The following is a 24673-nucleotide window of genomic DNA, read 5'->3' as shown; positions in this document are numbered from 1 at the left end:
GCTAGTCGGTGAGGACTGCCGCGCCACTGATGAAACGGGTCACCTGCGCATCCCGCCACAGGTGCGCCGGCACTCCGCCGCCAAGCAGCTCACGAGCCAGGCCGGGATCCTCCCCAAGTGGAGCATCGCTTCCGGCAAGAATCACATTTCCGTAGCGCCGGCCCTTGAGCATTGCGGGGTCCGCAATGATCACGGTATGGGTGAAGGCAGCGGAGATGGTCGCCGCCTCGCGCCGCGCCATCCCCAGGTCCGGGGAATCCCCGCAATTGACGACATAGACCCCGGCCGCATCCAGGACACGCTTGGCGTGCTCAACAAACTCGACGGTGGTCAGCGGGGCTGGAGTGCGGCTGCCCGCGAAGACGTCCCGGATGATGAGGTCCCGGCTACTCGCGGACAGTGCCTCAGTGACTTTGCGCGCTTCGCCAACACGGATCCGTAGCAGCGGTGCACGCGGCAGGTCGAACCACTCACGCACCAGGCCCGCGAGCGCGCCGTCGAGTTCCACGACCACCTGCCGCGCATCGGGAAAGGTCACGGCAAAACTCCGCGCCAGCGAGCAGGCCCCGCCACCAAGATGCAGGGCGCGGAGCCGGAACGTGGACGGCCACTGGGACGTTACCAGCGAACTGATCCAGCGCATGTACTCGAAGTCGAGCCGGGCAGGATCGGTGAGGTCGATGTGGGAACTCGGCACACCATTGATGTGAAGCACCCAGCCGTTGGGATTGAAGCGGTCGTGGACGAGCTCACAAGTGCCGGTGTCGATGGTGTGAATGCCGGGAACCGGACCGCCGTCTGTGCCCGCTGTTTCCCTGCGCTCGCGCTGGCGTCCCATTGATCCTTACGCTTTGCCTGGTGCCGTTCGGCTAGTAAGGACGGACGGCACCCTGGTGGTGCAGGTGTGCGTTGACCTGCCGCACCCTGCCCGGAATGGTGAACAGGTCAATGACCATCATGATCCACAGCGGGATCAGGAACAGGAACCCGAGAACAAACCACGCCGTGGCGTAGCCAATGAGACCCAGGCCCAGGTAGAGGAAGCCCATCCCGTTCTGGCGCAGGTAGAACTTGTGGGCGCCGAAGTTTCCGAGCAGGAACCAGAGCAGGTAGGCGAGCCAGCTTTCCTTCGCGGCGTAGACCACCACGTGTTGAGAAGGCTGGTTGCCGTAGTAGTTGGACACGTCATTCCCCTGTCAGTTGTGAACCTGATGCCGAAGCGCTGATGCGCGGCGGCTCGACGGCGCAGGCAGCGCGCACCATCCGAATCTCATGAAGGCCGTTCCACCGTTCGGAGAGTTGTTCCCGCTCTCCGTCCGGAGCGAAGCCGAGCTTGCGGTAGAAAGCGATGGCGCGTTCGTTGCCCTCCAGGACCCAGACGCACGCGGCGGCATCGCCGATAGCGGCATCGGCGAGCGCCCGGCCCAGACCGGTGCCGTAATACTCCTCCAGCACGTACAGCATAAAGAGTTCGACGGCGGCAGGAGGGTTATCACCCCGCGCCTCACCGCCTGCTGCAATACCGACGATCGCGCCGTCGTCGTTGACCGCTACCAGCGGTACGCTGCCGCTCTCATCGAATCCCTGTCTCCACGCTTCGGCGATGGCTTCGATGCCGTCATCCAGGCCATCGAGGACTTCTTCGCGCACCTTCCCCCGGTAGGCCTGGCGCCAGCCCTGGTTCTTCATGCGCAGCGCAGCTTCGGTCTCGTCGATGCGGAGCGGACGGATGGTGGCCATGCCGTTCATGCTATCGGGAACGACGACGGTCACTCGCCTGCAGCGGTTGTAGTTGCGTCCTAGTTGACGATGGCGACCGCAAACCCATCCCAGTCCTTGGACCCAACTGTCTGCAGGGCAGTCGCATCAAGGCGCGGGTGGCTACCGAGCAGTTCCAGCGCCCTGCGGGTGCCCTGGATGTCTTCGTCGCCGTTCTCGTCCAGCACGCTGCCCCCGCGCACCACGTTATCGAGCACAATGACGGATCCCGGCCGGGACAGCTTCACCGCCCACTCCAGATAGTTGGGGTTGTTCGCCTTGTCCGCGTCGATGAAGAAGAGGTCATAGGGCCCTTCCAGCGTGGGAAGCGTCTCCAGTGCCGCTCCCACGTGCACGGTTACCTTGTGCCCGACGCCGGCCACCTCCAGACTGCGCCTGGCCACCTCTGCATGGGCGGGCTCATACTCGCAGGTATCAATGGTTCCGCTCTCGGGAAGACCGCGTGCCAGCCAGGTGGTGCTGAAGCCGCCCAGCGTACCGATCTCCAGGACCCGCTTCGCCTGATGGATACGGGCAAGGAGCATGAGGAACTTGCCCTGCCCGGCAGTCACTTCAATGGCAGGCATACCTGCGTTGCGGGTATTGTCAACGGCCGCAAGGAGAGCGGCGTCCGGTTGGACCACCGTGCGGTTCAGGTAGCTGTCAACCTCTGTCCAGTTACTCATGAGTGGCCCTGGTACTCGTCCATCTCATCAATCGCGCGCTCGAGGCGCTCCACTTTTCCGCTGAGCTCGCCCGTGTGGCCGGGACGGATGTCCGCCTTGAGCACCAGGGAGACGCGGCTGCCGTACTTGGCCACTGCCTCCGTAGCGCGTCTGACCACGTCCATGACCTCATCCCACTCACCCTCGATCTCGGTGAACATGGAACTGGTGGAGTTCGGCAGGCCGGAGTCACGCACGATCTTCACGGCTTCGGCTACCGCGGCGTGAACCGAACCGTCCCCGTTTTCGCTGGTGTCCTGACGTGCGCCGCTGGGCCGGCCGGAAGGTGCAACTGAGAAGGCTACGAGCATGGGAAACAGTCTGTCAGGTTTGGCCCCACCGGTCACCCGTTCCGTACGTCGAGGGTGAACCGGCAGTCCGGAGGGTGACGCAGGCAGCAGGCGCCGGGCAGTGACTATGCACCGTCGATCGTGCAGGATGAAGGAATGACCACCCGCGGAATTTATGTCAGCGCCATGGCCCCCGGGTCAGGCAAATCGCTCATCTCCCTGGGGTTGGCCAGCATGCTGCAGGGGCACGCGGACAGGATCGGCTTCCTTCGCCCAATCTCGGAAGCGGAAGACGGCAACGATGATCCGATGGTTCTCCTCATGCGGCGCGCGTTCGGGCTGGATGAGAAGACCGCCAGGAGCGCCATGACGCGGGCGGAAGCCCGGGCCCTGCTCGTGTCCGGCGAGCGCGAGGAAATCGATGCGCGTTCCGTCTCCGTGTACAGCGAGATGGCGCAGTCCTGCGACGTAATCATCGTGGAGGGGACGGACCTGAGCGGGCAGGACGCCGCCGTCGAGTTTGATCTGAACGCACGGCTGGCCAACAATCTGGGCGCCATGGTGCTTGCCGTGGTAAGCGCAAAGGACATGACCTCCGCTGAGGCAGCTGACGCCGTCGACGTCGCGCGCAGGGAACTGGACGCAGCGGAGGTGTCGCTGCTGGCCATGATGGTGAACCGTGCGGCAGAGAGCGCCGTAGAGGCCATCCGCGATCAGGTGCGCCCGGGGAAGTCCGGCCGCCCGGTCTACGTCATTCCCGAAATGAGCGAGATCTCCCAGCCGACAATGGCGGAGGTTGCCGGCGCCCTGGACGCGCGTCACATCGCCGGCGGCGCCAGCCTGGAACGTGATGTCTCCTCCATCCGCGTCGCTGCCATGAACGTTGGCCACTTCCTGGAACTGCTGACCGACGGCGCCCTCGTGATTGTTCCCGGAGACCGGGCGGACGTGCTGGTGGCAACTGTGGCGTCGTCGTTCTCGCCTGAGTTTCCCGTGCCCTCCGGCATGATTCTCACCGGTGGTCTGACGCCGGACCCCAATATCCTTGCCCTGCTTGCCCATGCCACCTTCCCTGTTTTCGCGGTCGACGACGACACCTACACGGCCGCGAAGCGCGTCAGTGAGGTGCGCGGCGAGATTGCGACCGGCTTGCGGCGCAAGGCTGCCGCCGCACTTGGTGTGTGGGCACGGCAGGTGGATGCGACGGAGCTGCTGGAGCGCCTTGAGCTGCCCCGGCCGGTGAAGATGACTCCGCTGCGGTTCCTGCACGAGCTGATCGAGAAGGCCCGCGCGGACCGTAAGCATGTGGTTCTACCCGAAGGCCTGGACGAGCGGATCCTCCGCGCCGCTGAGATCCTGCGCCGCCGGGATGTCTGCGACCTGACAATCCTCGGACCGGAGGGACAGCTGCGCGAGCGTGCCGCCGGCCTCGGTGTGGACCTGACCGGGCTCACCCTGCTGGACCCGGCAACCTCGGACCTGCGCGAGGAGTTCGCTGCGGAGTACGCGCGGCTGCGTGCGCACAAGAACGTCTCGCTCGACGACGCCCGGGACCGCATGCTCGATGGCTCCTACTTCGGAACAATGATGGTTCAGCTGGGTTACGTTGACGGCATGGTCTCCGGCGCCGCGCACACCACCGCGAACACCATCCGGCCCGCGCTTGAGTTCGTGAAGACGAAGGAGGGCGTGAAAATTGTCTCCTCCGTGTTCCTGATGCTGCTTCGTGACCGCGTGCTGGTGTACGGAGACTGCGCCGTCAATCCGGATCCCACCGAGGAGCAACTGGCGGATATCGCTGTGGCGTCGGCTGAAACGGCTGCCCAGTTCGGGGTTGAACCGCGCGTGGCCATGCTCTCCTACTCCACCGGAGAGTCGGGTTACGGAGGCGCAGTGGACGAGGTGCGGCGGGCCACGGAGCTGGTCCGCTCGATCCGCCCCGACCTGCCGGTGGAGGGGCCCATCCAGTACGACGCCGCCGTAGACGCCTCCGTGGCAGAGTCCAAATTGCCCGGGTCGTCGGTCGCGGGGCAGGCAACCGTCTTCATATTCCCCGATCTGAATACAGGCAACAACACGTACAAGGCGGTTCAGCAATCAGCCGGTGCGGTCGCCGTGGGGCCGGTGCTTCAGGGCCTGCGCAAGCCGGTCAATGACCTGTCACGGGGCTGCACCGTCGAAGATATTGTGAACACCGTCGCCATCACCGCCGTGCAGGCGCAGGGCACACCAGCGCAGGAGGCGCCATGATCATCCTCGTCATCAACTCGGGCTCGTCATCGCTCAAGTACCAAGTCCGGGATTCCGTGAGCGGGGAGCGCCTGGCCAACGGGCTGATCGAGCGCATCGGCGACACCGCGAACGGCGGCCCGAAGGATCACACCGAAGCGCTGGACCGGGTCACCGAGGAGCTGGACGCCAAGCTGCAGGGCAAGTCCATCGACGCCGTCGGTCACCGCGTGGTTCACGGCGGCGAACGGTTCAGCGAACCAGTGCTCATCACGAATGAGATCATCCGCGCGATCGACCGGCTCAACCCACTGGCCCCGTTGCACAATCCTGCCAACGTGCAGGGTCTGCGCGCCATTGCCGAGCGGTGGCCGGACATGCCGCAGGTGGCAGTGTTTGACACGGCCTTCCACCGCACGCTGCCCGAGCATGCGTGGCGGTACGCCGTGCCGGATGAGCTGTACAAGAAGTTCGGCATCCGCCGGTACGGGTTTCACGGCACCTCCTTCGAGTACGTGACTCGGCACGCCGCCGAGCTGCTCGGGATGCCGCCAACCGAATTCACGGGCATCATCGCGCACCTGGGCAACGGCGCGTCCATTACTGCTGTGCAGGATGGCCAAAGCATTGATACCTCGATGGGGTTCACTCCGCTGGAGGGACTTGTCATGGGAACCAGGTCCGGCGACATCGACCCGTCGATCCTGCTGTTCCTCAGCCGGGAGGGCTACATGGAGAAGGATCTCGATCAATTACTCAACCGCGGGTCCGGCTTGAAGGGCCTCACAGGCCACAATGACATGCGTTCAATCGAGGAGTCCGGGGACGCTGCCGGCACCATGGCGCTGGAGATCGCCTCCTATCGCCTCGCGAAGTACATCGGCGGGTACCACGTTGCTGTTGGAGGCGCGCAGGCGCTCGTGTTCACGGCGGGCATCGGGGAGAACTCCTGGCGTTTCCGGGAGCGGGTGGTCAAGCGTCTGGGCGCCCTGGGTGTCTACATTGACGACGCCGAAAACCAGAAACCGGGCGGCTCGCCGCGGGAGATCAGCACAGAGGAATCGGCTTTCCCGGTCCTCGTGGTGCCCACAGACGAAGAGGCGGCTATCGCTGAGGCGACTGCCGCCGTCGTCGGCTCTGTCTAGATCCCTGCTAGTGAGCCACTCGGCACACGCGAGCGGCCGTATTCACGGGGCTAGGGGGCGCCAAGCAGACGCGCCAGTGCCGCGGCGCCCGCCCCCACGAGGACGACGACGAGGAACGGTGCCCGCAGCCACAGCGCCACCCCTGCTGCGACGACGGCCGCGAGGCGCGCATCAATCACCAGGGATTGCCCGCTCGAAAAGGTGTTCACGGCGGTCAGTGACGCGAGCAGCCCGATAGTCAGCGTGCCGGCGACGCGGGTCATGTGCGGGTTCTCCATGAGGCGCGCGGGCACCAGATAGCCGGCGAGCTTCGTGAGATAGCTGATTCCGCAGGCAATGAGGATCCAGATCCAGAGGTTCACCGGTGTCCTTCCGTGGGATAGGGCTCGACATCGGGCTCCAGGCCCTCGCGCGGGGGACCGGAACTGAACCAGCCGGCCAGCGCAGCTACCGCGGCGGCCAACAGGATCGGGATGCCCGCAGGCACAAAGGGGACGGTGAGCAGGGTAACCAGCGCACAGACCACGGCGATGGCCGCCGGCTCCCGCGCCTTCAACCGGGGCCACAGCAATCCGAGGAATGCGGCGACCGCAGCGCCGTCCAGGCCCCATTGCGCAGGATCACCGAGTGCGTTCCCCAGTAGCGCGCCCGCAAGGGTAAAGACATTCCATAGAACGTATATACCGATCCCTGCAACCCAGAACCCGCGCGCCTGCTCCTGGGGATCGCTTTGTCCCGTGGCCGTCGCCGTCGATTCATCAATGGTTACCTGGGCGGCCGCGAAACGGCGCAGGCCGCGCGGCCGGAGCATCGCGTTCATCTGCATGCCGTAGACGGCGTTGCGGATACCGAGCAGGGAAGCCGCGGACATCGCGGCCGCCCCGGTTCCGCCGCCTCCCACCACGCCGATGAACGCGAACTGGGAACCGCCGCTGAATAACAGGAGACTCAGTGCCATGGTCTGCAGGAGGTCCAACCCGGAGGCGACTGACAAGGCACCGAAAGACACCCCATAGAGGCCGGTAGCCACGGCAATTGACAGTCCAACCCGGACAGCCGGGGATCTCGATAACTCCACCGGCCAAGCGTATGCCGTTCCGCCTATGGGGTTCACTTCCGACGGAATCCCGGCAATACTGATTATAGTCAGCATGCTTACCAACCCCTTGGAGAGACCAACATGAAGGCACTTACCTGGCAGGGCAAGCGATCGCTCAGCATCGACAACGTTCCTGATCCGCGAATTCAGGAGCCCACGGATGCAATCGTTCGCATCACTTCAACCGCGATCTGCGGATCCGACCTTCACCTCTACGAGGTGCTCGGTCCGTTCATGAACAAAGGGGACATCCTTGGCCATGAACCAATGGGCATCGTGGAAGAGGTGGGAAGCAGCGTAACCAACCTCACGCCCGGAGACCGCGTGGTCATCCCGTTCAACGTAGCGTGCGGCCACTGCTGGATGTGCAATCAGGGCCTGCAGTCCCAGTGCGAGACCACCCAAAGCAGGGACAAAGGCACTGGCGCGAAGATGCTCGGGTATTCGGAACTGTATGGCTCCGTGCCGGGCGGCCAGGCCGAATACCTGCGCGTTCCGCACGCAAACTACGGGGCCGTCAAGGTGGGCAGCGAGCTGCCCGACGAGCGCTACCTGTACCTTTCCGATATCCTCCCCACCGCCTGGCAGGGCGTGAAGTACGCGGACGTGCCCGACGGCGGGACCCTGGCCGTCTTCGGTCTTGGTCCCGTTGGCCAGTTCGCCAGCAGGGTCGGCAAGTACCTCGGTCAGCGGGTAATCGCGGTTGAGCCCGTGGCGGAGCGCCGCGCAATGGCAGAGCGGCACGGCATCGAGGTTGTCGACTTCTCGAAGAATGTCGGCGATGAGCTTCGGGAAATGACCGACGGGCGCGGCCCGGACGCCGTCGTTGACGCCGTCGGCATGGAGGCACATCACTCACCCCTCGGCGCCTTCGCACAGCACGCCGTCGGGCTCCTCCCTGACGCTGTAGCCAAGAAAGCCATGGAAACAGCCGGAGTGGACCGGCTGAGCGTCCTGCACGCGGCGATTGATGCGGTGCGCCGGGGCGGAACTATATCAATCAGCGGCGTGTATGGCGGCACGGCAAGCCCCATGCCTCTGCTGACCATGTTCGACAAGCAGATTCAGACACGCATGGGTCAGTGCAATGTCCGCCGGTGGACCGATGAACTGCTTCCCATCGTGGAAGACCCCTCGGATCCGCTGGGCGTCATGGATCTCAAGACCCACGAAGTTCCTCTGGATGAGGGACCGGCTGCCTACGAAACTTTCCAGAAGAAGGAGGACGGCTGCATCAAGGTGGTGCTCAAGCCTTAACCGTCCACCGTTCATCTGACAGGACACGCCCCTTATGACCCTTCATAAGGGGCGTGTCCTGTGAAATCAGTGCGCGAGGGAGACCTGCTGGGCCGCGTGGATCGCATCGGCGGCCCGCACCAGCCCCAGGTGGGAAAACGCCTGAGGGAAGTTCCCGGCCATCCTGGCGTTTCCGGCGTCGTACTCCTCGGACAGCAGGCCAAGCTGGTTGGCGTAGCCCACCAGCTGGTCCATCAGTTTCTTGGCGTCCTGAAGCCTGCCGGTATGCGCATACTGCTCAACGAGCCAGAAGGAACAGGCAAGGAACGGGTGCTCGCCGGGCGCCAAGCCATCGATTGATGATTCGGTGCGGTAGCGGAGTAGCAGCCCATGCTCATCGAGCAGCTCTTCTTCCAGCCTCGCAACCGTGCCGATCATCATCGGGTCGTCGTAATCAACGAATCCGACCTGCGGCAGCTGCAGCAGTGATGCATCCACCAAGGTGGTGCCGTAATACTGGGTGAAAGAGTCCACCTCCCTGCTGAAACCCTGCTCAAGGATCTCGATGCGGAGCTCATCCCGGAGTTGCTCCCATCGGTCTGCCTCACCCTTGAGACCGTGTTCGCGGACCGCGCGGGCTCCGCGGTCGAACGCGGCCCACATCATGACGCGGGAGTGCGTGAAGTAGGCCGGCTCACCGCGCATCTCCCAGATACCGTGATCCTTGGCGCTCAGGTGTTTCTCCAGGAACCCCAACAGTGCATGCTGCAGCGGCCAGGAGAATTCGTCTTCCTTCACTCCGCGCTTGCGCAGCTTTTCCAGGGCAACCATCACTTCACCGACGACGTCGGCCTGGTATTGGGTCACGGCCCCGTTGCCGATCCGAACTGGAGCGGAGTCCGCGTAACCCGGCAGGTGCCCCAGGACTTTCTCGGGAAGGTTCCGCTCACCCGAAACGCTGTACATGATCTGGAGATCCTCGGGGTCGCCGGCAACCGCACGGAGCAACCAGTTCCGCCATTCCGAGGCCTCATCCTCGTAGCCGTGCGTCATCATCGCTTCGAGCGTCAATGCGGCGTCACGTAGCCAGCAGAACCGGTAATCCCAGTTACGCTCGCCGCCGAAGGCCTCGGGCAGCGACGTGGTGGGGGCCGCGACGATGCCGCCGGTGTCTTCATGCGTCAGGGCACGCAGCACCAGGAGTGAGCGCTTGACGATGCCGTCATACTCGCCCTGCTTCTCGCAGCTTTCCGCCCAGCCCTGCCAGTAGTCGATGGTTGCCTGCAGTGTGACGTCGAAGTCCAGGGGCGTCGGCTGCGGACGGTGGGATGGGTACCACACCAGCTCGAGGTCCACCTTTTCACCGGCTTCGACGGTGAACTCTCCCACGTGGCGGTGATCGGCGGCGCGCGGAAGATGGGTGCCACGCAGGAGCAGGGCATCCGGCCCGGCCATCGCGAGAATTCCGGGACCGCCCTCCTCATGGGTACGCCGCACCCATGGCAGCACCTCGCCGTAGCCGAAGCGCACTACAAGCTCCTGGCGCATCGGCACTGATCCGCTGATTCCCTCGATGCGCCGTGCAAGGGATGCGCGCCGGTCATGGATGGGCATGTAGTCGGTCACCAGGACTTCACCGGCTTCGGTACGCCATCTGGACTGCAGTACGAACGTGGAGTCGATGTACTTCCACTCCACCAGCTCCGCAACACCGGCGGCGTGCGCCGGCGCCACGAGCCAACGTCCGTGATTGTCATTGCCCAGCAGCGCGGAAAAAACCGACGCCGAGTCGAACCGCGGGTAACAAAGCCAGTCCACGCTCCCACCCCGGGAAACGAGCGCACCGGTATGAAGATCGGAAATCAGCGCGTAGTCCTCAATCGGCATAGCCATGCGATAACTCAATCACACCCGGCCGGTCGAGGACTCCCCTTTGAGCCTGCCAAGAACATACGCCGGACGGTTGGTAGTGATCTCCTGGGCGCCGAGGTCGCGGAGGAGGTCTATGTCGTCGTCAGCGTCAACCGTCCACACCCGCAGGCGAAGCCCGGACTCGAGCCACCGCGCAACCCGGTCCGGATGGGCACGCACGTACGCGATGCTTGGCCCGGCGATTCCCACCGCTCCACTCGCGATGATGCGCTCGCCCTCGTGCAGCGCGCGCCGGAGGAGGTTCATCACGGCCGCAGCGGTAAGCGGGCCCAAAGTTTCGCGCACGTCATCAGGCTGCACGTCGGCCACCAGCTGGCAGACGACGTCGGCGGGCACGCGCTCCAACAGGTGGCGGACCGAGTCGGGATTGAAGCTCATGAAAGTGATGTGCAGGTTGGCGAGCCGGGAAGTCTCCGGGTCATAGCCCTCCCTCATCAGGAAGGCGATCAGCCGTTCCTCCAGCTTGAGCCCAAAGGGGCTCGGGTGCTTCAGCTCGATGGCCAGCTCGAGCTGACGTCCGTCCGTACGCAGGAGATCCAGCAGGTCTTCGAGCGTGAGCAACTGGTCGGCCACACCGCCATACCCTGGCGGGATATTCGCCCCCTTCCATGACGCGAAGTCCAGTTCACGCAACTGCCGCAGCGTATGATCTCCCACGTCGCCCGTTCCGCTGGAGGTGCGGTCCAGCGTGGTGTCGTGGATACAGACAAGTTCCAGGTCCTCCGTGAGGTGGACGTCGCATTCCACCCCGTCAGCACCTTCCGCGAGCGCGTGCAGAAACGCAGCGCGGGTGTGTTCCGCGTACTGTTCGCTCGCCCCGCGGTGCGCGAAAACCAGGTGCTTCACTGCTCGTTGTTCTGCCACAGGCCTTACGCTAGCGAATCGGCGGCGTGACTGTCCTCCGGACGGCTGGTTAGATGGGAATTCAGCATCGATGCGGAGGACTAAGTGAGCATTGCGTTGACCGATACGGAGCGCGCCGCGGGTCTGAGGCGGATGAAGACCGTTGCGACGGGCCTGCTCGCCATCATGGCGGTGATTTTCCTGATCGCCTTCGCCTTTCAGGAGCAGTACCCGTGGTTGCAGTACGTCCGCGCTGCTGCGGAGGGCGGCATGGTGGGAGCCTTGGCCGACTGGTTCGCCGTGACGGCCCTGTTCAAGTACCCGATGGGGCTCAAGATTCCCCACACGGCGATCATTCCGCGCAAGAAGGACCAGATCGGCACATCACTGGGGCAGTTTGTGGAGGAGAACTTCCTGTCGGAGTCCGTGGTGCAGCAGAAGCTTTCCTCACTCGGCCTCGCCCAGCGCGCCGGCGCATGGCTCTCCCGGCCGGAGGGGGCAGACCGCGTAGCCGTGGAAGGTGCCGCCCTGATCCGCGGTGCTTTCACCGTGCTGGATGACGACGCCGTCCAGAAGGTCATCGAATCAATGGTGCGCAAGCACGTGGTGGACCCACCGTGGGGGCCGCCGGTCGGTCGCATGGCAGAGCGCGTCTTCGAGGAGGGACACCACCACCGGCTCGTTGACCTGCTGGTGGACCGGGCAGCCGAGTGGGTGGACGGCAATTACGACGTCGTTTCCAGCGTTGTGTCCCAACGCTCACCCACATGGGTGCCGCACTTCGTGGACGGGCTCGTCGGCGACAAGGTTTATGTGGAGTTCCTCAAGTTCGTTCGGGCGGTCCAGGCGGATCCCCAGCACGATGTCCGGCTCTCCATCGACAAATACCTCAAGGACCTCGCCCAGGATCTGCAGCATGATCCGGTCATTATTGCGAAGGCCGAGGAAATCAAGGCCGGCATCCTTGATGACCCGCGTCTGCATGATGTTGCCGCACGGGCCTGGTCCACCATCAAGACAGCCCTCCTGGAAGCAGTCAATGACCCTGATAGTGAACTGACCCGAAACTTCAAGGCTGCGGTCCGCGACTTCGGGCGGCGTCTCACCACGGACGAGGATCTTGCGCGCAAGATCAACACGTGGATTTCCGACGGCGCCGGTTACCTCGTGCGGACCTACCGAAGCGACATCGCGGGCATCATCTCCGAAACTGTGGAGCGCTGGGACGCCGAAGAAACCTCACGGAAGATCGAACTCCAGGTCGGTAAGGATCTTCAGTTCATCCGGATCAACGGCACCGTGGTCGGCGCTCTTGCCGGACTGGGCATCTTCTCATTGGCGCACGCGCTGTTCGGCTAGCGTCAGGGCTGCGGGCCGTTACCGGTCTCCGGGAGCTTCTCGAGCTCCGTGAGCAGCTCACCGGGGATGACGGTGGGCGGTGGACCGAAGGCTTCCCGGGTTGCCTCGATGACCGTACGGCCCATCTTATGGTTGGCCACCCCGCCCACAGCTGCGCCTACCCCGAACGGGAGCGCCCGGCCCAACAGGGCGCCGCCCTGGCGCGCGAGCATGCGCTTGAGGAAACGCTTGCGGATGCTGGCGCCGATGCCGCGTACTGCGGAGGAGGACATCGACCCCCCGACCACGTTGCCCCAGTGACGCGTGACCCCGCCCGCTGATGACCCGATGGTCGCCTGGATGAGAGCCGAGCCTTCCTCACCCATGAGGATGGCCATGACGAGAGTGCGGGCACGTTCCGGATCCTCTGTGGAGATTCCGTGCAGCTCCGCGACTGATTGTGCATAGAGCGCCGTTGCCTCCAGAAAACCGACGGTGGCGGCGGCGGAAAGTCCCAGCGAAACCACTGTTCCAATAGCCGGGACGACGGCGGTGCCACCGACAGCTGCTCCTGCGGTTGTGATCGCAACGAGATAGTCGCGCTCCAGTTTTGCGTTCAACTCGGCACCGGTGGCCGTTGGGTTTTTTCTGCGCAATCGCCGCAGGTTGGCGAGAACCAACGGTCGTTGAATATCGATAGCCCGTTCCACCGCGCGCTGGATGCCCGGCTTTGGTTGGCCGTTGCGGTCGAATACCGCTCCGCTGGCAAATTTCCCCGCGGGGTTGAAGCGTGCCATAACTGATCCTTCCGTCGAGATGTTCAAGTTTGGGCGAGCGCTTGCTCAACGCAAAACGCCCCGTCGGATGGGGGCCGGCGGGGCGTTTGGTCGATGTACCCGGTTTATGCGTGCGAGCGATTCTTGGTGATCGCTCCGTAAACGAGGAGAACGATGATCGCGCCGCCGATGGCCAGCAGCCACGAGGAGATCGAGAAGAACTCGTTCACGCCGACATTGAAGAGGAGGTTACCCAGGAAGCCTCCGAGGAGGGCCCCAATCACGCCCAGGATCAGGGTCATGATCCAGCCGCCGGCCTGCTTGCCGGGCAGAATCAGCTTGGCGATGGCTCCCGCAATAAGGCCGAGAAGAAGAAATGCCAGGAAATTCATGAAGTGCTCCTTTATCGAACTTCTAACTGCGCAACATATATGTCGATTTCGACGATGCACCGGAGTGCAACTGCACACTACCTTACTTGATAAGTGAGCTTAGTAATAGCATACGCCTCACCGGTGGAACTATTAAACTCCTGCTCGGCGACTTTGCAACCCCTTGTAATCGAAACTTCACCAGAAACGGGATCGACAGTATGCTGATCACGTGGCGCTTATATTCCGGCAACCCGCCGTGGCTACTGGGACTAACAGAAGAATTCCTGAAGCGGGTCAAATCAAGGAGTGGTTGGCATGAGAATCGGTTCCTCCATTGTCCTCATTGCACTTGGTGCAATATTGGCCTTCGCAGTCTCAGATAATCTGGTGAACTTCATCGACCTCACCCTGGTGGGTTACATCCTGATGGGGGTCGGCATTCTGGGGCTAATCATTTCGCTCCTTATGAATGCTCCCCGCAACCAGAAGCGGGTCAGCGAGTCGCGTACCGTCCAGGACCCCAACACCGGCGAGCGGATCACCCGAAACGAGACCCGCGACGGCGGGATCTGACCGAACCTGTCAGCGGGGCTGCCGAGCAGTCCGTACAAGAGAAGCCATCAGCGCCGTCGGCGCTGGTGGCTTCTTCCTTTTCGCGCCCTCTCCGAGGAACTGCCATAAGCAGATCTGCCTTTCCTTCCGTTTTCCATTGACACCCAAACAGAAACACAGATAGAGTCACTGAAACGGAAATGGTTGTGACGGCAGTCACGCAGCGAGGAGGAACGGTGTTCGCCGAGGAACGCTATAACAGGATCGCAGCGCTGGTTATGTCCGAGGGCCGGGTAACTGTGGCCCAGCTGGCATCGCGGTTCAACATCACCAAGGAGACTGTCCGGCGCGATCTCGCACTGCTGGAGAAGGACGGGCTCCTGCGTCGGGTACACGGCGGTGCCGTTCCGGCCGCCAGCGCAAGCACCACTGAGCTCAGCCTCACAAGCCGTGAAGGCCGCAACCAGGCAGAGAAAGCACGCATCGCCAAAGCCGCGCTGACAATGGTTCCCACCGAAGGTTCGATTGTGCTGGACGGCGGAACCACCACAAGCAGCCTCGCTGCACTCCTTGCGCAGGAAGCTGGGAACCAGCTCCTCGTCATCACCCACTCCGTACCGGTCGCCTCCACCCTGATCGGCTCATCACTCCAACTGGAATTCATCGGTGGCCGGGTCCGCGGCCTGACCAGTGCCTGCGTCGGCAGCGGCACTGTTGCGCGCTACAGCGGCTTCCGCCCGGACGTCGTTTTCATCGGAACCAACGGAGTGCACCCGGAATTCGGGCTCAGCACTCCTGACCCGGAGGAGGCCTCTGTGAAGGCAGCAATCGTTAGATCCGCTCGCCGCGTCGTCGTACTGGCGGACGCGTCGAAATTGAACACAGAGACGCTCGTCAGCTTCGCCGAACTTGGCGACATAGACGCCCTGGTCACCGACGCCCAGCCGGACACCGGTTTCACCCGCGCCCTCGCCGAGGCGGACGTCGAGCTGGTCATCGCATGATCATCACGCTCACAGCCAATCCCAGCCTGGACCGCACTATTGAACTCGCCGCCCCCCTGGCCCGCGGTGCGGTGCAGCGTGCAACGGCCAACCGCCAGGAGTCGGGCGGCAAGGGAGTCAACGTCTGCCGGGCCCTGTCCGCCGGCGGCGCCGAGGCGCTGGCAATCCTTCCCGGCCACGAGGATGATCCGGTACTCACCGGTCTCCACTCCGCCGGTGTCCCCTACCGCAATCTGCCCATCGCGGCAGCACTTCGCAGCAATGTCACGCTGACGGAGCCGGATGGCACCACCACCAAAATCAACGAGCCCGGTCCGGCACTGAACCAGCGGGAAGCTGACGCCCTTATTGACCTGGTGGTGGAACTGTCCGACGACGCCCGCTGGCTGGTCCTTGCAGGGTCCCTTCCGCCGGGCCTTGCCCCGGATTATTACGCTGAAGTCGTTCGCGCGGTAAGGAACCGCCACGGCGACCGCGCTCCACTGATCGCTCTGGATGCGTCCGAAGCAGCGCTCATAGCGGCGATCGAGAACAACGCCGCTCCGGACCTCCTCAAGCCGAACGCCGAGGAACTCTCCCAGCTCACCGGCCTTGGAGTTGGAGACAGCCTCGAGGACCAGCAGGACCTCGCGGTCGAAGCAGCTACCCGGCTGCTCGCCCGCGGCGTCCGTTCGGTCCTTGCAACCCTCGGTTCCAAGGGCGCTCTTTTGGTTACCGCCGACGGCGCGTGGCACGCACAGCATCCACCCATCACAGCAATCTCCACCGTCGGCGCCGGAGACTCCGCGCTTGCCGGCTACCTCCTGGCGCAAACCCGCGGCGCCAGTGCCCCCGACTGCCTGCGCCAGGCGGTGGCTCACGGCTCGGCTGCTGCATCCCTACCGGGTTCAACAGTGCCGGCCCTGCACCAAACCACACCGGACGCGGTTACGGTCCGGGTGCTCGCTTCAACCCATGCTTCCCCCAACCACCCATAACCTCCAAAGGAACTCCCATGTCCGCAATGATTACGCCCGAACTTGTCGTTCTCGACACGTCGCTGGGCACTGACCGCGCCGGCGTCATTCGCCGGCTCGCCGAACTGGTGGTGGCGCAGGGCCGCGCCGACCAGGTGGAAGGGCTTTTCGCCGATGCTCTGGCCCGCGAGGAAAAGACAGCCACCGGCATCCCCGGCGGCATCGCCATTCCGCACTGCCGGTCCACTGCCGTTCTTGAACCGACCCTGGCGATGGCACGCCTTGAGCCGAAGGTGGACTTCGGCGCCAAAGACGGCCCGGCAGACCTGGTGTTCTTCATAGCGGCTCCGGAAGGCGCCGACCAGCAACACCTCAAGCTGCTGTCGAAGCTCGCCCGCTCCCTGATCAAGAAGGACTTCACCGCCGCGTTGCGCTCCGCATCCACCGAGCAGGAGGTCGTGGCTCTGGTGGAGGAAGCCCTCGAAGCCGCTCCTGCCAGGAAGGAAGGCGGCGCTACTGCCGTGAAGCCTGAGTCCGCGGACCCGGGAACCACAACGCCGCCGGACGCAGCCCGGACCAAGCGACTGGTCGCCGTGACCGCATGCCCCACAGGTATTGCCCACACCTACATGGCAGCCGACTCACTCGTCGCCGCGGCCAAGGAGCGTGGCATTGACCTGCAGGTCGAGACGCAGGGCTCCTCAGCATCCACTCCCCTCGACCCGTCAGTGATCGCTGCAGCGGATGCAGTAATTTTCGCCGTCGATGTCGACGTCCGGGACAAGCACCGGTTCGCCGGCAAGCCGGTCATCAATGCGCCGGTCAAGCGCGGCATCGACGAGCCGGGAGTCATGGTCGAGGAAGCCATCGCCGCGGCAGATAACCCCAATGCCCGCCGAGTTGCCGATTCCTCCATGCCTGGGTCCGACGACGACGGCCCTCGTGAAGGTGTCGGCGGCCAGTTGAAGCGCGCGCTTCTTACGGGCGTCAGCTACATGATCCCGTTCGTTGCAGGCGGCGGGCTCCTCATTGCCCTGGGCTTCCTCCTCGGCGGGTATGACATCACCGGATTCGCTGATGACATGGTGGTCAACAACAGCCTCTGGAACCTCCCTTCCGAGTTCCCCGAGACAGCCCAGGGCGCTCTCGGCGCATACCTCGGGGCGGTGTTCTTCAAGATCGGTTCCCTGTCGATGGGCTTCCTGGTCCCAGCCCTGGCGGGCTACATTGCCTACGCACTCGCTGACCGTCCCGGCATTGCCCCGGGCTTCGTTGCCGGTGCTGTTGCCGGCTTCATGGGCGCGGGTTTCCTGGGTGCGATTGTCGGCGGTCTCCTGGCCGGCTACGTCGCCATGAAGATCGGTAAGCTGGCAGTTCCCCGCTGGCTGCGCGGCCTGATGCCGGTAGTGATCATCCCGCTGGTGGCGTCGATTGTGGCCTCCGGCCTCATGATCCTTATCCTGGGTGGTCCGATTGCCGCCCTGACCGTTGCGCTCAACGATTGGTTGTCGGGTTTGACCGGCACCGGTGCGGTTCTGCTTGGCATCATCCTCGGGCTCATGATGGCAATTGACCTCGGCGGTCCCATCAACAAGGTTGCCTACGCCTTCGCAGTCGCCGGCCTCGGCGCTGGAGCCATCGACAACCAGGCTCCGTGGCAGATCATGGCGGCCGTCATGGCCGCCGGTATGGTCCCGCCGCTGGCAATGGCCTTGGCCACCGTGATCGACCGCCGCCGCTTCTCCCTCGCAGAGCGCGAGAACGGAAAGGCTGCATGGCTCCTCGGCTCCGCGTTCATCTCGGAAGGCGCCATTCCGTTCGCTGCCGCTGATCCGCTGCGCGTCATTCCCGCCGGAATGCTGGGAGCCGCGGTCACCGGCGCGATGATCATGGGTACCGGAGTCACCTCCCAGGCACCGCACGGCGGAATCTTTGTATTCTTCGCAATCGGTAATGTCGTTATGTTTGTTCTATCGATTCTCGTGGGCATGGTCATCTCGGCCCTTGCCGTGGTGGCCCTGAAGCGGTTCGCCGTGCGCAAGCCGGCCCCGGCCGCCGCCTCCGAGTCGGTTGCCGCATAGTCCCTGACTGAGGAGTTGGACCATTGAGCACCTTCACCGGCGTAGGGGTAAGCCCCGGCAGGATCGTTGGACCGGTGCGGCAGATGCCGCGCCCGGTAGCTGAACCGTCCGCCCGGGAGAAATGGTCCAACACCACGGTTGATGAGGAAACGGCCAGGCTGAAGGCTGCCGCGAAAAACGTGCAGGCCGAACTTCAGCAACGCGCCGACGCCGCAACCGGTGACTCGAGGGCGGTCCTTGAGGCAACTGCCATGATGGCCGCGGACCCCATGCTTCTGAAGTCCGCGAACGCCCTCATTGTTGCCGGAACCTCTGCCGAGCGCTCGGTGTGGGAAGCCGGCTCCCAGGTGGCGGACATGCTGAGGGGCCTCGGCGGTTATATGGCCGAGCGCACCCAGGACGTCCTGGACGTCCGCTCCCGGATTGTCGCCGAGTTGCGCGGGCTGCAGGCGCCCGGTATCCCGACAGCCGACCATCCGTTCGTCCTTGCGGCGGAGGACCTCGCCCCTGCGGATACCGCCACGCTCAACCCGGAGCTTGTGATCGCCCTGATCACCAGCTCCGGGGGTCCGCAGTCACACACGGCCATCCTGGCCCGCGCGCTGGGGCTGCCCGCCGTCGTCGCCGCCCGCGGCGTTGAGACTATCGACGACGGCACTGAGGTGTTTGTCGACGGCGCCGCCGGAACCGTGCTCGCCGGCCCGGGCGATGCAGAACGGACGGCAGCGGCCATCTGGGCGGAGCAGGCACGTTCGCTCGGTAGCTACAGCGGAACCTGCACGACGAAGGACGGGCACCGGATCCCGCTGCTCGCCAATGTGGGATCGGGTGCTGACGCCCGCAAGGCGGCCGATGCTGGAGCTGAAGGCGTAGGACTACTGCGCACCGAGTTCTGCTTCCTCAACCGCGATACCGAGCCGACGGTCGAGGAGCAATCCGCGGCATACCGTGAGGTGTTCGACGCGTTCCCTGCCTGCAAGGTAGTGATCCGCACTCTTGATGCCGGCGCAGACAAGCCCCTGCCCTTCCTTACCGATGCCTCCGAACCCAACCCCGCGCTCGGTGTTCGCGGCTACCGCACCGAGCTTTCGACGCCCGGTGTGCTGGACCGCCAGCTGAAGGCAATCAGCGAAGCAGCCGACGGCGCAACAACGGACGTCTGGGTCATGGCACCCATGATTTCCACAGCGGAGGAGGCCCAGCACTTCGCTGAATCCTGTGCGGCAGCGGGATTGAAGGTGCCCGGCGTCATGGTTGAGGTTCCGTCTGCAGCGCTGACCGCAGGAGCAATCCTGCAGCGCGTGAACTTCGCGTCGATCGGAACCAATGACCTGACGCAGTACGTCATGGCAGCGGACCGCCAACTCGGGCCGCTGGCCGCCCTGAACGACCCCTGGCAGCCGGCTGTCCTCCAGCTGATCCGGCAGACGGTGGCCGGTGCCGAGACGGCGCGTGGCGGTAAACGTTCCAGCGGGGAACCCAACGGTGACAACGGGAAGTCGGTCGGAGTGTGCGGTGAGGCGGCCGCAGATCCGGCCCTCGCCGTCGTGCTGGTGGGTCTGGGCGTCACGTCGCTGTCCATGAGTTCGCGCGCACTTGCCGCCGTGGCTGCCGTGATTGGTTCAGTGTCCCTCACCGACGCACAGGGACTGGCACAACAGGCCCTGGCTGCACCCACTGCGATCGAGGCACGCACAGCGGTACGTGCCGGTTTGCCGATCCTCACAACCCTGGGCCTGTAGGCTCGCACAACAGCAAACGGAAGGAAGATCATGATCGAACGCAAAGCAACCGTAGCCAGCCGGGTTGGGCTCCACGCCCGTCCTGCCGCCATCTTCGCCGAAGCGGCGGGGGAACAATCGGCTGACATCACTATCGCCCTGGAGGGAAGCCCGGCTGACGAGGCCATGGACGCATCAAGCATCCTGTCGCTGATGAGCCTGGGCGCCGAGCACGGTGACGTTGTTGTGCTCCGCTCCGAGGACGACGGCGCCGGGGACGCCCTGGACTCGCTGGTCCGTATCCTCGAAACCGATCACGACGCCTGACAGCAGGCTTTTCCGGCGGCGGCAGCCCGGCCTGGAAACGAAATAGGTGCGTCCACCCGTTCTAATGGACGCACCTATTGCTGTGTAACCCGTTGACCCCCCACGGACACCGGGAGTTACATAATCATAATTTTGACACACCAGGATGAAAACGTGAACAGAGTTCGCGATATTGGTCGAAATAATCCGGCGAAAAGACTAACCGTGGATCAGTCGCGCCGGTGTTCATTGGCCAGGAAATTGGCGGAGCGGTTGCGTACCGAACGCCGGCGGGACAGCCAGATCATGGTGAGGCCGCTGGTGACGAGGACAATCGCGCCGAACGGCAGAATGAGGTCCGCCGCCCCGGTCCTGACTCCGGTGAACTTGAGTGCAGTGTGGGCAAGCACCATAGCGAATCCGCCCGCCATGAAGGCCGCAGCGACTCGGTGAAGGCCCCGCGCGGAGGTGTCCCGCGCACTTGCGATCGCCGGGCCCAGCAGGCATGCGCCGACATACGCCGGGTAGATTCGGCCCAGGTGGGAGTACCAGTGCACGGTTGGTTGGTCTGCGTATTCCCGCAGCCCCGTCGAGGACTCCGGAAGGTCACTGAGTCCGAACAGAATCACCGTGGCCAAAACCGTGAGTCCCAGTACAGCAGCACCTAATGGTCCACTGATCAGCCTTAACGCGCTCTCGGAGCTGAACGCTGCCGCGCCTCGAAGCCCCAGGAGCAGCATGATGGCATACAGGCTGAACCGGATGAGCAGGTTCGCAATATTGGCCCCGCCGAGCAAGCCGTCAACAAAAAGATAAATCGGCGCCAGGCTGAGGCCCACCGCCACACACAGCAGAACCAGCACAGCGAAGATGCTCCGGCCTTTACCCCGCAGGGCATCCGGGAGGCGTGTAGCCGCGAAAATGACGCACAACGCGAGCGCAAGCCACTGGATAAATGATCCTGCGCTCATCCGAGGTTCTCCCATAAGGTCTGGTCACGAGTGTTGTCCTGCTCCTGTTTACGGAGCCGCTTACCCAATCCGTCAAGCCGGTCCCGCGCTATCAGGATGAGTTTCGAATCAGGCAGGGAACTCAGCACCTGCTCACGGCCGTCATCTGCCCAGCTGCCTTCCTGCGGTGTGAGCAGCCCGGTGACAACCAGGCCGTTTGCGAGCGAAACCCCGGAAACCCTGGCCACCTCAACGCACAACTGGGTACTCAGCCGGCCGGCGCTGAGTTGCGCCGAGAGGTTTTGCGGAGCAATGCCGGTGCGCGTGGTCAGCGCCTGGCGGAGTTCACCGCCGTCGACCGCATCGAACCACGAGCGCACTGAGTAGCGATGGGGCAGTGGTGCAAGCCGGAAACTCAGCGGACTGCCCACCCAGTCTGTTTCCTCACTGCGGCCAAGGATCAGCCGCAGCAGATCCATCGGGGAAACCTGGCTGAGATATTCCTCGCCGGTGGGCGGCAGGATTCCCTCCGCGAGGTCCAGGTAGCCGTCAAACACACTCAGCGCCTGAACCGGCGGAATCCCGTAGGCGCGGGCGATGTTGATGACGGTTTCTATGGAGACTTTTCCACGGACCAGCTGCTGCGCCAGTGTGGACCGCTTGATGTCCGCCTTCCGGCAGAGGTCGGAAACCGTTGCCTCAGGTGCTATCTGGGTACGCCACAGCTGGAAAGCTTTGGCTGTGACTGCCATCATCACCCTTCAGGAACATTTCGACTGGACTTCTGACCCCTACTGTGAAGTATAGTTGGAGAGCTGGCTCCCCATTCTGCGATTCCCCCATACGCAGAACGCGGAGCCAGTTTCACTTTAATCTCTCCAGTGGCGCCTCGAGGCGGGCTGTCGCCCTACCAGCGCACCTTCTTCTCCCGCTTTCCCTGACGGTTACTGGCGTGTACTGACTTGTTCCTGCGCCCAGTGCTGTGCGCGCTGTCCAGGTCCCCGAAGGCGGGGTTCTTCCGGGCCAACGCTTCCCGCGCGCGCGGATCATCCACCAGTTTCTTTGCAGCATCTTCGGTCAGATGGACGTTGAGCGGCTGTTGATTGTCTTGCTGGGTCATGGCTCTCCTTCAGTGGCTCTGACCGGCTGGGCCACTCACCTACCGGCAATGACGACGACGGCGGCTCTTGCTGTCCGCCGGCGCTCCGCCGGTTCCGTAGGGGTCCTGTTGCGCTGATTGGCCGGTTCAGGGCGACCCTGATCCGGACTCATGCACGGGAGGAGTGGAAACAAACATGGAGACGAAGGCCTCAACACGGTCTTTTCGAATGGTTTCGTTGATATTTGGACGAGTGCGCCAGGCACGCGACCGGCACAATTACTCGAAAATTATTGTTCCCATGCACTTCAACCTACACGAGCCCCCGGAGCCTTGGCCAGAGGTGTCCCGGATTTTGGCGCGCAGACAGCGGCTACTTACCCCGACGGAGCAGAACGAGTAGATTTCCAACAAAGGGTCAGGGAGGAACAATGGGCGAAAATACGCCGAACATCGACAATCGGTACAGTTCCATCTACCAGCGGGGCGGCGGATCATCGACCACCCAGGGTGATCGCTGGCCCGCACCGAAGGAACCACCGCAGCAGCGCCGGGCAGTATCCGAGGCGCACACCGCAACCTCACCCGAGCAGCCCGCCAACGTTGTTGAAGTGATGCCGGCAGGAGCGGTCTTGCCGGACCCCGGACCGGCGCACCCGCGGTTCAATCCGTTTGTTTTGGTGCTCTGGCTGCTCGGGGCGGCCATGCTTGCCCTGGGCTTGTGGGCGGTGTTTGCACCTCTACAGGTTGATCAGACCGCAGTCAGCGGCCCGTTCCCGCAATGGATCTTCATCATCAGCCAGTCGGCGGGCGGCATCATTGTCAGCGCCAGCATTCTGCTCACGGCGGCAGGGGCACTCAGCGCGGTCTTCTGGGACCGGCGGCGCCGCCTCACCTCCAATCAACAGGGGTGACCGGCCTGACCGCGGTTCGCGGCGGTTCCTGTTGAGTCGGTCTGGTCAGCGCTTCTTGACGTCAACATCGACGTACACCAACCGGTGGTCGCTCGTGGGGAAAGGGAAAACCCCCGTGAGCTCCGCGCCGGGAGCCCCTGCGCGCGGCCAGAAGATGCCGGAGCCGCGCACCTTGAGAGTCTTGGACGGCAGCACATAATCCACCCGGAGGTTTCCCGCCTCAGCGTCCTCGAAGTCCGCCGTGTCCAAAGCCGGATTACCGCGATGCCCGGTATTCACCCGCCCCTGCAGGACTGACGCTTCGGCCGCGCCTTCCGCTGCGGGCTCCGGATCCTGGAGTTCCTTCAGCTCGAGCAACGAACTGATCGAGCCAGGGCGGGAATCGCCATCAGCCGGGTCGCTGTTGAGGTCTCCCAGCACAACGAAGTCGTCACGTCGGTCCAGTCCGCCGCGTTCGCCGTCGTCGTCGTAGATGTAGCGCGCGTTGCCGCCGCCGCGGATATAGTCCACCCAAAAGCGGATCTCGTCGCTGTTCCGTCTGCCGTTGCGGTCTTCCTCAGAGTCGAAGACCGGGGGCGTGGGGTGACTGGCGAGAACATGGACTGTCGAATCACCGATGGTCACCGGAACGTCCCAGTGCGATTTGCTGGACAGGCGGAGAGCCGCCAGTTCCTCCTCGGTGAACCAGTCCGCCGCGCCGGCGGTAGCCGGGTCATCGGGCAGGAGCGCACCCGGCATGTCCGCCCAGAGGAAATTCTGGAAGGTGCGGACATTCCTGGTGTCGATGGGGTACCTGGAGTAGAGAACCATTCCGTACTGGCCCTCGAACTGGCCGAACCCGAACGCATCGTCCGGGCCGCCCACGGTCCCGTCATTGTTCAGGTCCATCCCGCTGGGAACACCGGTGTTGGATGTGGCGGTGTAGACGTAGGGGTAGCTGACGGGGGGTTCACCGTTCTGGCTCACCTCGAGGTAGTTGGTCCTGAAGAGTTCGGCCGCCGCGTGGTCTGCGTCGTAATCGAATTCGTTGAGCAGCACCACATCAGGGTTGTTGATCTGAATCACTTCGGCGATGCGCCGCGCCTGCTCATCATGGCCGGTCGACAGGTCCTCGACGAGCTCACCCTCGGCGGACCGGTTCAGGCTTGCGTTGTAGGTGGCGAAGCGCACTTCCTGCTTGCCCTGGCCCTGCGCAGCACCGTTCGGTTCGTGAGCAGCTGTTGCCGTTGACGGCACCGCCAAGCCGGCAGCGGCGACCGCGAGCGCGACGAGAATAGCGGCCGTTCTGCGGCGCGGTGCTCGTGCTGAATCCATGGACTTCCCCTCCGGTCCCCCAGTGACCGGT

The 24673-nt window shown here is 63.9% G+C and carries 26 protein-coding genes; 11 read left to right on the top strand and 15 right to left on the bottom strand.

What is annotated here, in order from left to right:
• Position 1: 1 nt before the first annotated feature.
• The 5 genes from ABFX19_RS06525 to ABFX19_RS06505 are packed head-to-tail and all read right to left on the bottom strand — an operon-like array spanning position 2 to position 2794.
• Positions 2–838, bottom strand: coding sequence for a spermidine synthase (locus ABFX19_RS06525; protein WP_346027840.1), 837 nt, complete (start codon positions 836–838; stop codon positions 2–4).
• A 31-nt stretch (positions 839–869) separates the two neighbouring features.
• Complete coding sequence (locus ABFX19_RS06520; RefSeq protein WP_277358769.1) at positions 870–1184, bottom strand: TM2 domain-containing protein; 315 nt, start codon at positions 1182–1184, stop codon at positions 870–872.
• A 1-nt stretch (position 1185) separates the two neighbouring features.
• A complete protein-coding gene (locus tag ABFX19_RS06515; RefSeq protein WP_277358770.1) occupies positions 1186–1740 on the bottom strand; it encodes a GNAT family N-acetyltransferase in 555 nt (184 codons plus the stop codon).
• A 59-nt stretch (positions 1741–1799) separates the two neighbouring features.
• On the bottom strand, positions 1800–2444 hold the full coding sequence (locus ABFX19_RS06510) for an O-methyltransferase (protein WP_346027839.1): 645 nt from the start codon (positions 2442–2444) through the stop codon (positions 1800–1802).
• Entirely contained in the window at positions 2441–2794 is a 354-nt protein-coding gene (locus ABFX19_RS06505) for a thiamine-binding protein (protein ID WP_277358772.1), read from the bottom strand. The genes ABFX19_RS06510 and ABFX19_RS06505 overlap by 4 nt, the downstream gene beginning before the upstream one ends.
• 135 nt (positions 2795–2929) lie before the next feature.
• On the opposite strand from ABFX19_RS06505, the gene pta reads away from it, so the two are divergent.
• Both pta and ABFX19_RS06495 read left to right on the top strand, forming a co-directional pair.
• On the top strand, positions 2930–5023 hold the full coding sequence (pta, locus tag ABFX19_RS06500) for a phosphate acetyltransferase (protein ID WP_277358773.1): 2094 nt from the start codon (positions 2930–2932) through the stop codon (positions 5021–5023).
• Positions 5020–6147 (top strand): acetate/propionate family kinase, encoded by a 1128-nt coding sequence (locus tag ABFX19_RS06495; RefSeq protein ID WP_277358774.1) that lies wholly within the window; start codon positions 5020–5022, stop codon positions 6145–6147. The genes pta and ABFX19_RS06495 overlap by 4 nt, the downstream gene beginning before the upstream one ends.
• A gap of 50 nt (positions 6148–6197) precedes the next feature.
• Here ABFX19_RS06495 and ABFX19_RS06490 read toward each other — a convergent pair whose 3' ends face one another.
• The gene (locus ABFX19_RS06490; protein ID WP_346027838.1) at positions 6198–6509 is read right to left on the bottom strand and encodes an AzlD domain-containing protein; all 312 of its coding nucleotides are present in this window, start codon (positions 6507–6509) and stop codon (positions 6198–6200) included.
• Complete coding sequence (locus ABFX19_RS06485; RefSeq protein WP_346027837.1) at positions 6506–7225, bottom strand: AzlC family ABC transporter permease; 720 nt, start codon at positions 7223–7225, stop codon at positions 6506–6508. The genes ABFX19_RS06490 and ABFX19_RS06485 overlap by 4 nt, the downstream gene beginning before the upstream one ends.
• Before the next feature lie 102 nt (positions 7226–7327).
• Between ABFX19_RS06485 and ABFX19_RS06480 the strand changes: the two genes are divergently transcribed.
• Complete coding sequence (locus ABFX19_RS06480) at positions 7328–8503, top strand: zinc-dependent alcohol dehydrogenase (protein WP_346027836.1); 1176 nt, start codon at positions 7328–7330, stop codon at positions 8501–8503.
• A gap of 66 nt (positions 8504–8569) precedes the next feature.
• On the opposite strand, the gene ABFX19_RS06475 is transcribed toward ABFX19_RS06480, so the two are convergent.
• Both ABFX19_RS06475 and ABFX19_RS06470 read right to left on the bottom strand, forming a co-directional pair.
• Positions 8570–10375, bottom strand: a complete 1806-nt coding sequence (locus tag ABFX19_RS06475) for a glycoside hydrolase family 15 protein (RefSeq protein ID WP_346027835.1) — start codon at positions 10373–10375, stop codon at positions 8570–8572.
• 12 nt (positions 10376–10387) lie between these two features.
• The gene (locus tag ABFX19_RS06470; RefSeq protein WP_346027834.1) at positions 10388–11278 is read right to left on the bottom strand and encodes a glycerophosphodiester phosphodiesterase family protein; all 891 of its coding nucleotides are present in this window, start codon (positions 11276–11278) and stop codon (positions 10388–10390) included.
• Between the two features lie 132 nt (positions 11279–11410).
• Between ABFX19_RS06470 and ABFX19_RS06465 the strand changes: the two genes are divergently transcribed.
• Entirely contained in the window at positions 11411–12616 is a 1206-nt protein-coding gene (locus ABFX19_RS06465) for a DUF445 domain-containing protein (RefSeq protein ID WP_346028047.1), read from the top strand.
• A gap of 2 nt (positions 12617–12618) precedes the next feature.
• Here the strand turns inward: ABFX19_RS06465 and ABFX19_RS06460 are convergent, their stop codons facing one another.
• Positions 12619–13392, bottom strand: a complete 774-nt coding sequence (locus ABFX19_RS06460) for a hypothetical protein (RefSeq protein WP_277358780.1) — start codon at positions 13390–13392, stop codon at positions 12619–12621.
• Positions 13393–13496: 104 nt separating this feature from the next.
• The gene (locus ABFX19_RS06455; RefSeq protein WP_277358781.1) at positions 13497–13763 is read right to left on the bottom strand and encodes a GlsB/YeaQ/YmgE family stress response membrane protein; all 267 of its coding nucleotides are present in this window, start codon (positions 13761–13763) and stop codon (positions 13497–13499) included.
• Between the two features lie 297 nt (positions 13764–14060).
• On the opposite strand from ABFX19_RS06455, the gene ABFX19_RS06450 reads away from it, so the two are divergent.
• The 6 genes from ABFX19_RS06450 to ABFX19_RS06425 all read left to right on the top strand — a co-directional run bounded on the left by ABFX19_RS06450 (position 14061) and on the right by ABFX19_RS06425 (position 20386).
• The gene (locus tag ABFX19_RS06450) at positions 14061–14318 is read left to right on the top strand and encodes a DUF6458 family protein (protein ID WP_056545827.1); all 258 of its coding nucleotides are present in this window, start codon (positions 14061–14063) and stop codon (positions 14316–14318) included.
• A 215-nt stretch (positions 14319–14533) separates the two neighbouring features.
• Positions 14534–15301 carry a DeoR/GlpR family DNA-binding transcription regulator gene (locus ABFX19_RS06445; RefSeq protein WP_277358802.1) on the top strand — a complete coding sequence of 256 codons (768 nt, stop codon included), beginning with the start codon at positions 14534–14536 and terminating at the stop codon, positions 15299–15301.
• On the top strand, positions 15298–16278 hold the full coding sequence (locus ABFX19_RS06440) for a 1-phosphofructokinase family hexose kinase (RefSeq protein ID WP_277358782.1): 981 nt from the start codon (positions 15298–15300) through the stop codon (positions 16276–16278). The genes ABFX19_RS06445 and ABFX19_RS06440 overlap by 4 nt, the downstream gene beginning before the upstream one ends.
• 17 nt (positions 16279–16295) lie before the next feature.
• Positions 16296–18338, top strand: coding sequence for a PTS fructose transporter subunit IIABC (locus ABFX19_RS06435; RefSeq protein ID WP_277358783.1), 2043 nt, complete (start codon positions 16296–16298; stop codon positions 18336–18338).
• Positions 18339–18361: 23 nt separating this feature from the next.
• On the top strand, positions 18362–20080 hold the full coding sequence (gene ptsP / locus ABFX19_RS06430; RefSeq protein WP_346027833.1) for a phosphoenolpyruvate--protein phosphotransferase: 1719 nt from the start codon (positions 18362–18364) through the stop codon (positions 20078–20080).
• 30 nt (positions 20081–20110) lie between these two features.
• The gene (locus ABFX19_RS06425) at positions 20111–20386 is read left to right on the top strand and encodes an HPr family phosphocarrier protein (RefSeq protein WP_056545823.1); all 276 of its coding nucleotides are present in this window, start codon (positions 20111–20113) and stop codon (positions 20384–20386) included.
• A 209-nt stretch (positions 20387–20595) separates the two neighbouring features.
• On the opposite strand, the gene ABFX19_RS06420 is transcribed toward ABFX19_RS06425, so the two are convergent.
• From ABFX19_RS06420 to ABFX19_RS06410, 3 genes are all read right to left on the bottom strand, one after another.
• The gene (locus ABFX19_RS06420; protein WP_346027832.1) at positions 20596–21336 is read right to left on the bottom strand and encodes a hypothetical protein; all 741 of its coding nucleotides are present in this window, start codon (positions 21334–21336) and stop codon (positions 20596–20598) included.
• Positions 21333–22067 (bottom strand): hypothetical protein, encoded by a 735-nt coding sequence (locus tag ABFX19_RS06415; protein WP_346027831.1) that lies wholly within the window; start codon positions 22065–22067, stop codon positions 21333–21335. Before ABFX19_RS06415 ends, ABFX19_RS06420 begins: the two co-directional genes overlap by 4 nt.
• A 155-nt stretch (positions 22068–22222) precedes the next feature.
• Positions 22223–22435 (bottom strand): hypothetical protein, encoded by a 213-nt coding sequence (locus tag ABFX19_RS06410; RefSeq protein WP_056545819.1) that lies wholly within the window; start codon positions 22433–22435, stop codon positions 22223–22225.
• A gap of 410 nt (positions 22436–22845) precedes the next feature.
• On the opposite strand from ABFX19_RS06410, the gene ABFX19_RS06405 reads away from it, so the two are divergent.
• Complete coding sequence (locus ABFX19_RS06405) at positions 22846–23328, top strand: tetraspanin family protein (protein ID WP_277358787.1); 483 nt, start codon at positions 22846–22848, stop codon at positions 23326–23328.
• 45 nt (positions 23329–23373) lie between these two features.
• Here ABFX19_RS06405 and ABFX19_RS06400 read toward each other — a convergent pair whose 3' ends face one another.
• The gene (locus tag ABFX19_RS06400; protein ID WP_277358788.1) at positions 23374–24642 is read right to left on the bottom strand and encodes an endonuclease/exonuclease/phosphatase family protein; all 1269 of its coding nucleotides are present in this window, start codon (positions 24640–24642) and stop codon (positions 23374–23376) included.
• Between the last annotated feature and the right edge of the window lie 31 nt (positions 24643–24673).

The organism is Arthrobacter parietis, from assembly GCF_039530425.1.
Lineage (GTDB): Bacteria > Actinomycetota > Actinomycetes > Actinomycetales > Micrococcaceae > Arthrobacter_D > Arthrobacter_D parietis.
The sequence above is the reverse complement of the archived record's forward strand: the minus strand, read 5'-3'. Positions and strand labels throughout refer to the sequence as shown.